The organism is Heliomicrobium sulfidophilum (assembly GCF_057715735.1).
This window is the reverse complement of sequence record NZ_JBVTZZ010000005.1, coordinates 1,499,828-1,515,138: the sequence shown is the minus strand read 5'-3', so window position 1 is coordinate 1,515,138 and position 15,311 is coordinate 1,499,828. Positions and strand designations below refer to the sequence as shown.

The following is a 15,311-nucleotide window of genomic DNA, read 5'->3' as shown; positions in this document are numbered from 1 at the left end:
TGAGGCATCGCCCCGGCCCCCGGTATACGGGCCAGGAAACCCTTTGATTAAGAGACTTTTTGCAGCAGTTCGGTGAACTCGGAGGCCTCAATGGTCTCCTTGTCCATGAGCGTCTGGGCGATCAGGTGAAGCTTGCTCATGTTCTCTTCGAGGAGCTTCTTCGCCTTTTCGTAGGATTCCTCGATGATCCGCCGCGCTTCCTTGTCGATGGAGAAGGCCACCGCTTCCGAGTAGTTGCGGTCGCGGGCGAGGTCACGGCCCAGGAAGACCGCCTCCTGCTTGTGGCCGAAGGTAAGGGGACCCAATTCATCGGACATGCCAAACTCGGTGATCATCTTGCGCACCAGGTCAGTCGCTCGCTCCAGGTCGTTCGAGGCGCCTGTGGAGATCTCTTTGAGGACCAGCGCTTCGGCGACGCGGCCAGCGAGCAGCATGGTCACCTGATCGAGCAGGTGGGACTTGGTCATGTAATGACGGTCTTCCTCCGGCAGCAGCAAGGTGTAGCCGCCTGCCCGCCCCCGCGGGATGATGGAGATCTTGTGGACGGGGTCGGTATGTTCCAACAGTCCGCCGACGAGGGCATGGCCTGCCTCATGGTAGCTGACCAGTTTTTTCTCAAAATCACTGATCACACGGGCTTTCTTCTCGGGACCGGCGATGACCCGTTCAATGGCGTCTTCCAGTTCGTGCATGCTGATCTTTTTAACGCTGCGCCGGGCAGCCAAGAGAGCCGCTTCATTGATCATGTTGGCCAAGTCGGCGCCGGTGAAGCCGGGGGTCCGGCGAGCCAGCACGTCAAGGTCGATCGTCTCGTCCAGGGGTTTGCCCTTGGCATGGACGCCAAGGATCTCTTTGCGGCCTCGGATGTCGGGCCGGTCCACCACGATCTGGCGGTCGAAACGGCCAGGGCGGAGGAGCGCCGGGTCGAGGATGTCAGGACGGTTCGTGGCGGCGATGATGATGATGCCTTCGTTGGCGGCGAAGCCGTCCATCTCAACGAGCAACTGGTTCAAGGTCTGTTCGCGTTCATCATGACCGCCGCCCAGGCCGGCGCCGCGTTGGCGACCGACTGCGTCGATCTCGTCGATGAAGACGATGCAGGGAGAGTTCTTTTTCGCTTGCTCGAAGAGATCGCGGACGCGCGATGCGCCGACACCGACGAACATCTCAACGAAATCAGAGCCCGAGATGCTGAAGAAGGGAACGCCAGCCTCGCCGGCGACAGCCCGGGCCAGCAAGGTTTTGCCTGTTCCGGGGGGGCCGAAGAGCAAGACGCCTTTGGGGATTTTGGCGCCTAACTCAACAAACTTCTTGGGGTGCTTCAGGAACTCGACGACTTCCTGGAGTTCTTCCTTGACCTCGTCGGCGCCTGCCACATCTTCGAAGGTGACCTTCTTCTTATCATCGGTGTGCAGCTTCGCCCGGCTCTTGCCGAACTGCATCACCCGCGAGCCGCCGCCCTGGGTCTGCTGCATCATGAAGAAAAAGAGGCCGACCAGCACCAGGATGGGCAACAGCGTCGAGAAGAGCCCCGTCCACCAGGGAGGTTCGGGGGCCGGTTGCTGGTTGAAGGGGATCTGTTTATCAAGGGCGATGTCGGTGACGCGTTTGATATCCACCGGTCCAACGGTGATAAACTTGTTACCGTCCGCCTTCACGCCGCTGATCTCCGTGCGGTCCCGCTCGGAAACGGCCGTCAGTTCCTTGATCTGATCCCTGACGAGCAACTGGTAAAACTGCGTATAACTGATCTGTTCCTTTGCCGGTTCCGGCGTCTTGGTCACCCGTAACACGGATATGGCCAAGAGAACGATGAGGATGTAGATTGCCAGGTTTTTGACGATCCGGCTCACGTGTAACCTCCTCCCACTGTCCCAATCCTGCTCAGGAGGCGAGGGCCTTCCGGTCTGGATCAGCCAGCGAGTTTTTGGAAAAATTCGGCCATTCCCCGCTATTGTAGCACAGGAGGAACCGCCTTATCAAATACTTTTGCCTTGCCAGCGAAGGGCGATGACAGGAGCCTTCTCTCCTGTCGCCAAGAACCGTTTGTCAGGTCGATATCCGATGATCCAGAGTACCTCCTCTCCTGCTGTCAATAAGGGGATCTTTTGTCGGATACTCCGGGGAGCCTTCTGGTCGATGAGATAGTCTTTCACTTTTTTTCGCCCCGCCCCTCCAGCGGGGTAAAACCAATCGCCCGGTCTCCGACTGCGAATGACCAAAGGACCGAGGGCCGACACGGACGGTTCGAGACAGACTTCCCTCTCTTCCGGGGTAGGGGGATCCATGTCGTCAATCCGCTCCCATTTGGCGATGCGCAGCCTGCCGCCAGCCTCCGGCACTGGCACCGACAGCCATCGTCCCGTCTCAGCCGGCCAAGGCACCTGATGGCAAAAACTGAAGTCTGCCTGCCAGGGGAGGTCCTTGTACAGGCGAAGCCATCCGGCTTCGTTAACAAGGGTGTGCCCGGCCACCTGGTCGATAGCCCCGCTTTTCCCTCGCCGCTCGGCCAAATGTCGCAGGATCGCCTCCGTCTTTTCAAAGCCGGCGGAGAGTTCGGACACGCCCGCCGGCTGTTCCTCTGCGCTTGCCTCGATGAAGCCGCGCAGGACGCGACGGCCGATGGCCTTCGGCAGCGCTTCCAAACCCTTGACGTCAAGACCCTGCCCATTTGTCAGCCTGTTGAGTTCCTGGCGGCTCATTTCGTCCAGGTAGTCAGCGTCATCAGCGCAGAGGCGGCTCATTCGTCCGATCGTCTCGGCCAGACGGGGATTGTATGCTTGCAACAACGGGATCAGTTCATGGCGGATCCGGTTGCGCGTATAGAGGGTGGAGTCATTGCTGGCGTCATGGCGCCAGTTTTGCCGCTCGGACACTAGGAAATCTTCCAACTCGCAGCGGCGAAAGGAAAGGAGCGGTCGGATGTAAGGACCGCGCCGGATTGGAATGCCCGCCATGCCTCTAAGACCGCTGCCTCGGAGGAGATGGAACAAGACGGTCTCCACCTGATCATCAGCATGATGTCCCAGGGCAATCCGATCAGCGCCAGCGGTTTTGGCGACACGCCGCAAATAATCATAGCGCAGACGCCGCGCCGCCTCCATCTTCGTCCCCGGCTCCCGGTCCCACCACCCTTGCGGTGCCCGTTCTGAGTAAAAGGGCAAGCCGAAGCGGCGAGCCAGGTCAGCCGCGAAAGCCTCGTCCCTGTCGGCATCGTCACCGCGCAAGCCGTGGTTGTAATGAGCCACCGACAGTTCCAGTCCGAGTTGCGGCGCCGTTCGATGGAACAGCAATAAGAGACTGACTGAGTCGATGCCGCCGGAAAGGGCGATGAGAACGCGTTGGGCTGGTTCGATCAGATGGTTCCGGCGGAGGGTTTCGAGAAATCGATCAAGCAATCAGGTCACCTTGCAGGCGAAGGTTTTTACCGGCTTTGTTCACCGGTTATCGCATGTGTATCTTATGTGGTTACTTTCTACATGGATTCACGTTTCCCTGCCCGCTCCGGCGAAATTCGCCTAGTCCTTAGCTTCTCCGAAAAATCGGGCAGACAAACCCCTCAGCCCTGATCCTCTCTTCCGGACAGGGCGGCGACGACGACAGTGCAGTCGTCTCTGGCCTTTCCCCCGCCCAGGCGGATCGCTTCGATGAGAATCAGGTCGGCCAACGCCTGTGGATCGACAGTAGCGTCCTGCTCCAGCCAGGTCGCCAGCCAATCTTCGCTATCACCGATCTGGCTGTCGCCGTTGATCTTACTGCCTCGACGGGCTTTCCCATTATTGTGTGTAGACCGGGCAGCTTCGACGATGCCGTCACTGACGAGGATCAACCGGTCGCCCGGCAACATGGCCAAACTGAGTGATTCCACTTCCACGTTCTTGAGTATCCCCAAGGGCAGCGACGATTGCCGGAGCACCTGCACCCGCCGTCCGCGCTTCAAGTAGCTGGCGGCGGCGCCAAGCTTGAAGACCTCTGCCTCGGCCGATGCCCGATCGACGACAGCAAGGTCGACGGTTGCAAAAGACTCCTCTTCCGTCGCCAAGGCAACGAGCGAGTTCACCGCTCGCAAGGCCTCTCCAGGATGGACGCCCATGCGGCAGAGGTGTTCAAGAAGGGATAAGGTGGCGCTGCTTTCTCGGGCCGCTCGCGCACCCACACCGGATCCGTCGCTGAGGGCGACGACCATCCTTGACGCCGGCGCTTCCCAGCGACCGACCGTGTCGCCGCTGACAGCGCTGCCGTGGCGGGCCATCTGAGCGACGCCGACCTGCATCCCATAGGGCCGGACAGGGATCAGGCTGAAGGCGCAGCGACCGGGTTTGCCGCTGCGGCAGTCCGACTTGCCGACGATAAAGGTCTGTCCGAGCACCTCGGTGGCGGCGTTGGCGGCCTGCTCCGCGCAGGGCCATGTGCCCGAGCAGCCGTTGCCCTCCACATAGATCCGCCAGTTACCGCTCTCGCCGTGCTCCTTGAGCGCTTTGAGGCGAAAGCCGCGCTCCTCCAGCGCCCTGGCCAAGCGGTCTCCTCTTTTTTCCAACGGCGATATCTGTTCCAGGTCATGGGCCAGCGAGTTCATCCACCCCGCCAAGCCCCGGAAATGGGCGCTGACCAGATGCCGCCCTTCGCTGAGCCTGCGCCGCCAGTAGCGGTCCACCTCTACCGTCTCCAGGAGGCAGCCGATGGTCGCTGACAGTTCGGCCAAACGGGCGCAACGGCGGGCCAGTTGGGGCGTCAATGATTTAGCCGTCACCTGTCCTTTTTCCTCCACCTGCTGCAGGATCTCGTTCAGGTACTGCCGCGTCCGCTCGGCGTCCCGTTCCCAACAGAGCCCGTAGCTGGGGCAGAGCTTGCAGACCCGCTCCGCGATGGTCAGCAGGATCGGCTCCCAGGGCTTGTCTCCCCTTGCAGGCGGCGGCTCGGCGATCTCATCGAAAGTGACGGCCATCTGATTGATCATGCGACCCATTTCATTGATCTTCGCGCTGACCGGAACGGCCGGTTCAGGCAAGAGAAACTCTTTTTTGCGGGCCGACAAGCGTTGCCGAAGGCGTTGCACCCAGCCGGTGGGCCAGAGGATGAGCAGCAAGCCGGCCACAGCTGCTTCCAGGAGCAGTGACTGCACATCCTGGGAATGGGCCATATATATGGAAAGCAAGAGATGGCCTGATAAAAAGCCGCCGATGACGCCCGGTTTCGCCCAGGGACGGAACAAACCGGCCAAAAGGCCTGATAAGGCAAGGTGGGCCAGCGACGAAGGAGCGCCGAAGACAGCCAGAGGCGGAAGAAGTCCGACGGCGACGCCACAGGCCGCGCCGGCGCCGGGGCCAAGGGCGTAGGCGCCGAGGAGAACGCAAAACTTGGCGAACGTCCCTGACAGGGAGAGTCCTAAGAGCGGTTCCTGCGGTACGCCCAGCAGAAGCAACAGGCCAAGGACGACAAGGCAAGCCTGCTCGTCCCGGTTCCAGGTCCGCCCTTCCGGGGCTTCCAGGGTGTTCTCGGCCGTCGCTATGATGACGACGGCAATGGCGGCAAAAAGACCTTCAAAAGCGACCAGGATGCCGCTGTAGAGGGAAGGCGTCAGCCAGACTGCCACCGCGCCTTCAACGATCCAAATCGTTGCCGCCGTCATTACAGCCAGGACGGCAGCCGAAGGAAGACGCCTCCGGGCGACAAGGGACGTAAGGGCTGCGACGGCCAGCCACGCCGTCAACTGCGCTGCTGGATGCAGGCCGAGAGGATCCTGGGGGACGAAGGCCGTCTCTGGAGAGAACCGTCCCGTGTACCATCCGGCGATTGCCGCCGTGAGACTCCACAGCAACATCCCTGGCCGGCGCGCGGCCGTCACCGCCAGCGCCGCTGGCGCCGCTGCCGCCAGGCCACCCAGCAAGGTCCCTCTCGCCATTAGAAAAACGCCGATCCACCAGAGCCAAACGCGGCTGTCTTTGCAGAAAGTCAACCCTTGACGCCATCCTTTTTCGAGGGCTGTCGACAGCGAGCCAGCGCTGTGCAATGCCCGGCCGGCCGATTGGGTCACCTTGCCGGTGACGTCCTTGACGGATGAAGAAAGGTTGGCGATCATCTTTGCGCCGGTGAAATTCCTTGGGCTGTCCGCAGCCCTCCCTTTTTCGTTCTGTGCGTCAGATGCCTTCGCAGCGACGGACGCCATACCCCAGGACGCTTGACTCGTCCCGCTTGGCCTCGCTGACGGGCCGGGCGTCCGAGGCGCCATCAGCTTGCCGAACCAGGAGAACCATCCGTTCTTTTTACCTTCGTCTCGATCACGTGATGGGACCCGTTCGCGACGAAAAGGATAAACTTTCGGCTCATCCCACAATCTTGATCCCCCGTTTCGCCTTCGCCATTTGGTATCTTTTTCCATTATACCTGCCAGCGCAAGCGAATTTTGTCGGGGGGGACAGGGGTATCGCGTAAAAGTTTCGTCTTTATCTTACAGAGAAGTCAGCGATGGTGCGAAATGGATGGTCATTGCGCCTTCGACAGGAGTTGTCACTTGAATTGCATGGGAAGAAAAAAGGCCGCGATAATTGTATCGCAGCCGCTCTGATTATTTTATACCGTATGTGCTATGCGCCGATACTCGATTGCGAAAGGGGATAAGCGGCGCCCATCAGCAGTCCCGATAAGCTGTTCCTTAGATGGTTGCCGCAACTCCAGCAGCCACATTGCGACTGTTTTTCACGAACAAGCCGCTGTCCTTCATCACCTGATCGGAGACCAGCTTCCCGCAGACGAGGACGACGGGGACGCCGCCGCCAGGGTGAACGCTGGCGCCGGAGAAGTAGAGGTTGCTCACCTTCTCTGACTTGATGCTCGGGCGGAAGAAGCCGGACTGGAAGAGGGTCGGCGCCAGGCCGAAGGAAGCCCCCCGGTAGACGTTGAAGCGCTTCTGGAAGGTCTCCGGCGTGTAGAGGCGCTCAAACTCGATATGCTGGCGCAGGTCGGTTAGTCCCCACCGTTCGAGCTTCTTGATGACCAGTTCGCGGTAGCGTCCGGTCTCTTTTTTCCAGTCGATGCCGCTGTCCAGGTTGGGCACTGGGACGAGGACATAGATGACCTCTTTCCCCGGCGGCGCCACCGTTGCATCGTATTTTGTCGGCGAATAGACGTACATGGCCGGATCCTCCGGCAGGATGCGGGCGGAGAACAACTCGTCCATGCTCTTTTTATAGTCGGGCGTAAAGTAGATGTTGTGGATGTGCAGGTCTTCGTAGCGCTTGTTGACACCCAGATAGAGCATGAAGGTGCCGACCGTGTTTTCCATGCGGGAGAGCTTTTTCGGCGTGTACTTGCCTTGGTAGGCCGGCTCGACGAGTTTCTCCATCGTGTAGGGGAAATCGGCGTTGGAGATGACCACATCGGCGGCGATTTCCTCGCCGTTGGCGAGGCGGACGCCGCGAGCCCGGCCGTTTTCGATACGGATCTGGGTCACCTCGGCATTGCAGCGGATGACGCCGCCGAATTCGCCGAGGAGACGGCCCATCGCCTTGGCGATGGCGTTCATGCCGCCCTTCGGATACCAGACACCGCTCAGGCCATGCTCCACATAGGCGATGAGCGTGTAGATCGAGGGGGCGTCAAAGGGCGAGACGCCCAGGTAGATGGCCTGGAAAGTCAGGGCGATGCGCAGCCGCTCGTCCTTGATGAACCGGGCGATGTCGTCATACATGCTGTTGAGGGTCTTCAACTGCAGCATGGCCGACAGGGTTTCTGGGTTGAAGAAGTCAGAGGGCTTGACGAATGCTTTTTCGATGAAGTGTTCGCGGGCATACATGTAGCGCCGGTGGATCTGGGCGAGAAAGCGCAGGTAGCCATCGACATCATCAGGGTTCAAGGAACGGATCTCGTCGAGAAGTTCTTTCATATCGATGGAGGGGGTCAGGCGGGTCCCGTCGGTAAAATGCAGGTGGTAGCAAGGATCGACGCGGACAAGTTCCAGGTAATCGCGAATATCACGCCCATGATCCTGGAAGAACTGTTCAAAGACATCGTTCATCATCAGGATGGTCGGCCCGATGTCGATGGTGTATCCATCCGCCTCAACGGCGCTCAAACGTCCACCGAGCGCCGGTTCTTTTTCCAACACCGTCACATCCCAGCCTTGGGCGGCCAGGCGGACAGCAGCGCTCAGGCCGCCGGCGCCGGCGCCGACTACGACGACTTTACCGTGGTTCCTTGTCTTTTGTGTCACGCCAAATTCTCCCCTATCCTGTAACAAACATTTTTTGTCGCGATTACGAAGGAGAGCTTTAAGCCGGAACGCTGACTCATTCGATCTCATCCTCGATGTCTTGGTAGATCTCCATCAATTTATCCAGCTTCTCATCGTCGGCTTCCCAGAAGCCGCGGCGGTTGGCCTCCAAAAGCCGGCGGACGATTCCGCGCAGGGCGTGGGCGTTCAGTTCCTTCAGGCGGTTGCGCATCGTCTCATCCGTGATGTAGACGTCGGTGATCTCGTCATAGACCCAGTTGTCGACGGCGTCAGTCGTAGCGCTCCAGCCGAAGGTGTTGTCGACGCGGGACTGAATCTCGCGGACGCCTTCGTAGCCGTGCTTGAGCATGCCTTCATACCACTTGGGGTTGAGGGTCTTCGTCCGCGTCTCGAAACGAACCATCTCTTCTAGGTAGCGGATCTGCACTTTCGGCGTCGTCGTATCGGCGACGAGCACGTTCGGTTTCTCTCCGCGGATGCTCTTGACGGCCGCCGAGACGCCGCCCAGGTACTCGTAGTAGTGGTCGATGTCGACGATGCCCACCTCGGAGGAGTCCACGTTCTGGAAGCTCGTGTCCACGTTGGAGAGAGCGGAGCGGTAAATCTCGTCGGCCACCTCGCCGCGGACCTGTTTTCCGTAGGCGAAGCCCTTGCGCTTGATGAAGGTGTCGGCCAGTTCGCCGGCTTCCTCCCAGGCGCTGTTTTCGACCATCTGGTTGACGTTGCCGCCGTAGCTTCCCGGTGCGTTGGAGAAGACGCGCGTCGCGGCCTGTTCGATGGGGATGTTCATTTCCTCGGCTTGGGCCAAGGCGTGCTTGCGGATATAGTTCATCTCAAGGGGCTCGTCAGCGGTGGCAGCCATCTTGACGGCCTCGTCGAGGAGTTCCATCTGGTTCTGGAAGAGGTCCCTGAAGATGCCCGAGACGGTGACGACCACGTCGATGCGGGGTCGGCCCAGTTCCTCAAGGGGAATGAGGCGCAGGCGGGTCATGCGGCCCAGATCGTCCGGCACCGGTTTGACGCCCATCAGGGCCATGGCTTGGGCGATGCCTTCACCATAGGTCTTGATGTTGTCAGTTCCCCAGAGGACGACGGCGATCGACTCGGGGTAGACGCCATTGGCGTCATAGAGTTTTTGCAGCATCATCTCGGCGACCCGCTGGCCGGCGCGGACAGCGACGGAGGTGGGGATCGCCTGGGGATCAAGGGCATGGATGTTGTGGCCCGTCGGCAGTGTCTTCGGGTTGCGCACAGGGTCGCCGCCTGGTCCTGGCTTGATGTATTCGCCGTCGAGTGCCTTCAGCAGGCCGTTGACCTCTTCAGCCAGGACGATGTCCTTGAGCACATCTTGCAGGTAGACGAAGGTGCGGGCAGCCGCTGTGATGTCCACCTCTAATCCGGTCTGCAACCGGTCGAGGAGGAATTCCTGGATGGCCTTGGCTGCGATCGTCTCCGATTTGCCGCGCAGGAAGCGGAAACGACCACGTTCGTCTTTCTGGAGAAACTCGGCGATCATCTTTTGGACGCCGTGCTGCACCGCCTGGCGCACCACTTCCAGTTTTTCAATGGCCGCCTGTTCGCCCAGTTCGGCGCGCCGTTCCAGGTCGCTGAAGGGGATGCCCATGGCCTCCGAGGCGAGACCGGCCAGGGAACGGATGCCCTTTTCCGGACGGTCGAAGTAGCTGATGGCCGAGAGGTAGTCGCCGAGCGTCTGGGCATGGGGCGCCTCGCCAAGGATGTGCAGGCCCGTCGGGATGAGGCGGTTTTCCAGGTCAGTCAGGTAGACATAAAGCTTGCCGATGAACTCCTGGCCCGGTTCCTTCGTCAGCGGCACGTCCTTGTCGAGGTGCAGGGCCAGGACTTTTTCGATGATCGTCTCTAAAATCGATTCACCGCGGGCGTTGTGGCGGTTTTCCCCCCACATGCTGATCAGGTCTTTCAAGTCCCGCAGGTCCTTGTAGAGGCCGGCGTTCTCGGCCGGCGGCGTCAAGTAGGAGACGAGGGTGGCGGCGCTCCGCCGCTTGGCGATGGTCGCCTCAGAGGGGTTGTTGACGCTGTAGAGGTAGAAGTTAGGCACCGGCCCCAACAAGCGGTCAGGCCAGCAGGACTCGGTCATGCCCACCTGGTGGCCGGGCATGAACTCCAGGGCGCCGTGGGTGCCGAAGTGGAGTAGCGCGTCAGCCTGGTAGACCTTGTCGAGCCAGCGGTAGAAGGTGGCAAAGCCGTGGTGGGGACAGGCGTTGCGGGTGAAGAGCAGCTTGATGGGGTCGCTCTCATAGCCGAAGGAGGGTTGGACGCCGATGAAGACGTTGCCGAGGCGGCGTCCGAAGACGAGCAGGTCCTGGCCGTCGGTGTTCAGTTCGCCCGGCGCCGGTCCCCAGGTCTCAGCGATCTGTTTCCAGTAGGGGTTGATCTTCTCGTATTCTTCGACGGTGACGCGGCCGCCCACATGCAGGTTGGCCGAGGGAAGCATGGACGTCTCATCGTCGACGATCATCTTGATCAGCGCTTCCGGGCTCTCGGGAAGCTCGACCGTGTACCCCTCTTCGTCAAGGCGCCGGAGCAGGTTGTAGAGGGATTTGAAGACATCGAGATAGGCCGCCGTCCCCACGTTCCCCTTATCTGGCGGGAAGCTGAAGATGACGATGCCCAGCTTTTTATCGGCCTTCGCCGTGGTGCGGAGACGGATCATGCGCCGCATCCGCTCGGTGAGCAGCTCGATCCGTTCCGGAATGGGGATGGCCTTGGAGGCGCCGTGGACGGCGTAGCCGCTGTAGACGGTGGGGGCCACGAGGCCGTCCAGTTCGGGGATGGCCACGTTCAAGGCGACCTGGACCGGGTTGAGACCCGACAGGTCAGACTTCCACTCGTCGATGGTCTGGAACTCGAGGGGGATCGCTGACAGGTAGGGCACGCTGAGCTCCGAGAGTACCTTGACGGCGCTTTCGGCGTCGTTGGAGGCAGGTCCGCCGACGAGGCTGAAGGAGGTGAGCGAGATCACCCCGTCGACCTTGCGCAGGTCGCCCTTGCCACCCATGAACATGTGCTCCACCACATGGCGGTAGTCGAGGCCCTTGGCGATGCCGGGAACGACGCCGAGCCCCTTCGCTTCGAGGGCGCGGATGACGGCGTCATAGTGGTCATGGTTGTCAGCGAGGAGGCTCGTGCGCAGGACGATCAGGCCGACGCGCAGCTCCGACGGCGCGTGGCGGCGGTACCACTCCTCATACTCGGCGCGGCTGGTGAACCAGCGGTCCGAATCGGGATGGTAGATCCCCTCTTCGGCGTACTCGACGGGCGCGTCAAAAGAAATGTCTGCTTCCGGCGCAAAGTACTGCTTGGCCAGCATGAGCACCATGTTGCCCAGGTTCTTGGGCGAACCGTTGAGCCAGTAGAGGTAACAGAGCATGTAGGAGCGCAGGTCCTGCATCTTGCCCGGTATGTACTTCAACAGTTTGGGCACGGTGCGGACGAGGGTCATCATTACGTCGGTATTGATGGGCGGACCGGATTTTTTCGTCTGCGCCTCTTCCGTGTCGGTGGTCTTCTTGAAGCGCTTGATGATGTTCATGTATTCGTTGGACTGTTCACTGCCCATCTTGAAGCCGCCCATGCGGGTCAGTTTCATCAGTTCCGGCATGGTGTTGACACACACGACCGTCGGGACTTGCTGGCCTTCCTTGCGGATCACGTCGGCGATGGTGCGGGCGATGTCGTCGACAAAGACGTGGCCGACGAAGAGCAGGTCGGCGTTCAGCACGGCCTGGCGGAACTCTTCGATCTTGGTCTTCTCTTTCAACTCGTGCACGCAGAAGGAGGTGACGCTGATCTCGATGGGTTGGGTGCGATTGCTCGCCTCGATGGCCCGGCTGAAGGCGCTGCAGATCTGCCGCTCCAGATAGACATGGACAAACCGCATGACCTTTTTCGACATTGGCTATCCCCCCTTATTTCCGCAGCGCGTGCACGCCGCTCTTGACCGTCTCGGCAAGTGTCGTCGCCGACATCTTCGGCAGGTAATAGTACTGGCCGAAGGCTGCTCCAGCGATCTTTTCGGCAAATCCGGTGGAGGTAAACTTGTTGGCCGTATCGATGACGAGCATGGAAAAACCTTGCTCCGGAATCTTGCGGCTGAGCGCTAAGATCTCTTCGTTCAGTTGCTCCCGGTTTTTGGCGCCCTCCTCAGGGTTGAGGGGGATGTTGCCGCGACCGTCGGTGATCAGGGTGATGATCACCTGACCGACATCGCTGCCGATGCTCTTGACGCCCAGTTCGAGGGCTTGGGCGATGGCGTCGGCCAGGGGAGATCCGCCGCCGACAGGGACCTGGTCAAAGCGCTTTTTCGCCAGTTCGACGCTGCGGGTGGGCGGCACGATGACCTCAGCCTTCTGGCCGCGGAAGATGATCATGCCCACCTTGTCGCGGTTGACATAGGCTTCGTTCAACAGCACCGAGACGGCGCCTTTGGCGCTGCTCATCCGGTTGAAGGCCATGCTGCCGCTGGCGTCAACGACGAAGATGATCAGGGCGCCCGACTTGCGGACGAATTGTTTGGCACGCAGGTCCGAATCGGTGACGATGACCTCGCGGTTGCCGAATTTGCCGGAGCGTCGCCGTTCCTGCTGGTAGGGCGCCGCCGCCCTCAGCGTGGCGTCGACGGCGATCCGCGAGGGCTTGCCTGGCGGCGGCAATAGGGCGCGGGCGTAGCGTCCCCGTTCCATGCTCTTCTGTTTGCCGTGGGCGCCGCCGCGAGCCTGCCGCTGGGCCTTGTTCTGCAAGGAGAGCAGTTCGTCTTCGACGGGGACTTCCTCAGCGTCGAAGAAAAACTCCTCGGGCAGGGTCATCGTCTGCTCGTCTTTCGGCGCGTCCGGCGGCGGGTCGTCCTTGTCGTCTTTGTCCGGCTCTGGCGGCGGTGGTGGCGGAGGCGGAGGGGGTGGTGGCGGTTGTTGCTCTTCCTCTTCAGGAAGGTCGACGGTCTGCCGCGGTTTGATCACAAACTCTACAGCGAGGGCGAGGTCGATGGGCTCTACGGCCGAACGGCCCTCCAGAGCCGCATGGGCTTTGGCGAGACGGACGGCGAAGAGATCGCCCCGGTGACCGGGAACGCCCCGTTTCAGGGACTGGCCGATCAGGTAGAGGATTTGGCTCTCCGATATGGTGACGGCAGGCATGCGTTTGCGCGCGCCGTCGATCTTGCGCAGCAGATCGTCCTGCTCGTCGGCGTACAGTTTTTCAAAGGCATCCGGCTCATCGACGAACAGTTCCTGGCGGCGCATGATCTCGATGCGCTGTTCCAGGTCGTTGATGACGCCGCTGCTCACATGAATGGCGATGCGGTCAGCCAGGTGGCCCCGCAAGGCGCCCTCATCCGGGTCATAGGTCCCGACGAGGACAAAGTCGGAGGGGTATTGGACGGAGATGCCCTCCCGTTCGAGACGGCAGGTCCCCGACATGGCGTCAAAAAGGGAGTTGACGAGTCCGTCGTCAAGCAGGTTCAACTGGTCCACATAGAGCACGCCGCGGTTGGCTTCGCCGATGAGGCCCGGTTGCCAGGCCCGCGCGCCGCCGACGAGGGATTGCTCCACATCGATGGCGCCGAGCAGCCGGTCTTCCGTGGCGCCGAGGGGGACCTCTATGAAGGGGGCTTCTCGGCAAACAACGGGTAAGTCGTCGCCATTGCCATACCGATCGTCTCCATTGCTGCTTACACTGTCGCCATACTGTTCGCGGCAGCGGTTGCACCAACTGGCCGGTTTGTCCGGGCGACAGTGGCAGGGACAACCCTGGATCTGTTCAATGTTCGGCAGCAGTTGCCGGAGCCCGCGGGCCAGGATGGTTTTACCCGTCCCGCGCGGCCCGGCGATGGCCACCCCTTTTAAGCCTGGATCGACGGCAACGAGGAGCAACGCCCGTTTGATGCCTTCCTGTCCGGTGATGGCCGCCAAGGGCAGGCTGTTTGTCTTCATGCTCCCGCCTTCTCAACTCCGAAAATCTGGGCCACTTTTTCCTGGACGCGACGGCCGTTGTCCATCGTCGCCAGCGGATCCTTGCGCAGGCGGTGACGCAGGCCGAGGACGGCTATGCGGGCCACATCGTCGTCACAGACCTCGGTCCGGCCTTCAAAAGCGGCGAGGGCTTTGGCTGTCCGGGCCAAGACCAGTTCGCCCCGGTGCCCGTCGATCTCCAGGTCGATGCAGAGTTGGGCGATCTTCAAGAGCACTTCGTCGCCGACGGTCACATCGCCAAGGATCTCCTTGGCCCGGCTGATCTTGGCTTGCAATTCCGCCTGGTGGGCATCGAATTTTTCGATGAAGGTCTCTGGGTCGTTATCGAAATCGCTGCGGCTGCGGATGATGGCGACGCGCTTCTGGGCGTCGCGCAAGGTGCGGATCTGGGCGTGAAGGCCGAAACGGTCGAGCAACTGGGGACGCAGTTCCCCTTCTTCCGGGTTGCCAGAGCCGACGAGGACGAAGCGGGCCGGGTGGCGGATGCTGATCCCTTCCCGTTCGACCACGTTGACGCCGGAAGCGGCGCTGTCGAGGAGGACGTCAACGAGGTGGTCGTCGAGAAGGTTGACCTCGTCCACATAGAGGAAGCCTCGGTTGGCCTGGGCTAAGAGGCCCGGTTCAAAGGCTTTGACCCCTTCGGCCAAGGCCTTTTGGATATCGATGGTGCCGCAGACACGGTCTTCCGTGGCACCCAGCGGAAGGTCAACGACGCGGGTCTTGCGGTGCGTCATGGGCAGCGATTCCCCTTCTGCCGTCCGTTCGCGGCAACTGGGGCACATCTCGCTCGTTTTTTCCGGGTGGCACCCGAAGGGACAATCGGCCACCGAAGGCACTTCCGGCAGCAGTTCAGCCAGGGCGCGGACCGTCGTCGACTTGCCCGTCCCCCGGTCGCCCATGATCATGACGCCGCCGATGCGCGGGTCGATCACGTTGAGAATGAGGGCCAGTTTCATCTCTTCCTGGCCGATGATCGCCGTAAAGGGATAGGTCGGCACTTTGATCTGCGCCGGCTGCCGTCGTTCGCTATGGTTCGATGGTTGCGCTTGTGTCATCGGTTATTTCCTCCCGTCGGC

General features: G+C 61.1%; 7 protein-coding genes. All 7 read right to left on the bottom strand.

What is annotated here, in order from left to right; genetic code table 11:
- Positions 1-47 precede the first annotated feature (47 nt).
- Positions 48-1,853 carry an ATP-dependent zinc metalloprotease FtsH gene (gene ftsH, locus AC0CW1_RS12875; protein WP_488183430.1) on the bottom strand — a complete coding sequence of 602 codons (1,806 nt, stop codon included), beginning with the start codon at positions 1,851-1,853 and terminating at the stop codon, positions 48-50.
- 126 nt (positions 1,854-1,979) lie between these two features.
- Entirely contained in the window at positions 1,980-3,398 is a 1,419-nt protein-coding gene (gene tilS, locus AC0CW1_RS12870; protein ID WP_488183429.1) for a tRNA lysidine(34) synthetase TilS, read from the bottom strand.
- A 161-nt stretch (positions 3,399-3,559) separates the two neighbouring features.
- Positions 3,560-6,166: a SpoIIE family protein phosphatase gene (locus tag AC0CW1_RS12865; protein WP_488183428.1), complete on the bottom strand. Its 2,607-nt coding sequence runs from the start codon at positions 6,164-6,166 to the stop codon at positions 3,560-3,562.
- Between the two features lie 486 nt (positions 6,167-6,652).
- Positions 6,653-8,209: a phytoene desaturase family protein gene (locus AC0CW1_RS12860; RefSeq protein ID WP_488183427.1), complete on the bottom strand. Its 1,557-nt coding sequence runs from the start codon at positions 8,207-8,209 to the stop codon at positions 6,653-6,655.
- 76 nt (positions 8,210-8,285) lie between these two features.
- Positions 8,286-12,164, bottom strand: a complete 3,879-nt coding sequence (gene bchH, locus AC0CW1_RS12855; protein ID WP_488183426.1) for a magnesium chelatase subunit H — start codon at positions 12,162-12,164, stop codon at positions 8,286-8,288.
- Between the two features lie 13 nt (positions 12,165-12,177).
- A complete protein-coding gene (gene bchD, locus AC0CW1_RS12850) occupies positions 12,178-14,196 on the bottom strand; it encodes a magnesium chelatase ATPase subunit D (protein WP_488183425.1) in 2,019 nt (672 codons plus the stop codon).
- Positions 14,193-15,290 carry a magnesium chelatase ATPase subunit I gene (bchI, locus tag AC0CW1_RS12845; RefSeq protein ID WP_488183424.1) on the bottom strand — a complete coding sequence of 366 codons (1,098 nt, stop codon included), beginning with the start codon at positions 15,288-15,290 and terminating at the stop codon, positions 14,193-14,195. The genes bchD and bchI overlap by 4 nt, the downstream gene beginning before the upstream one ends.
- Positions 15,291-15,311 lie beyond the last annotated feature (21 nt).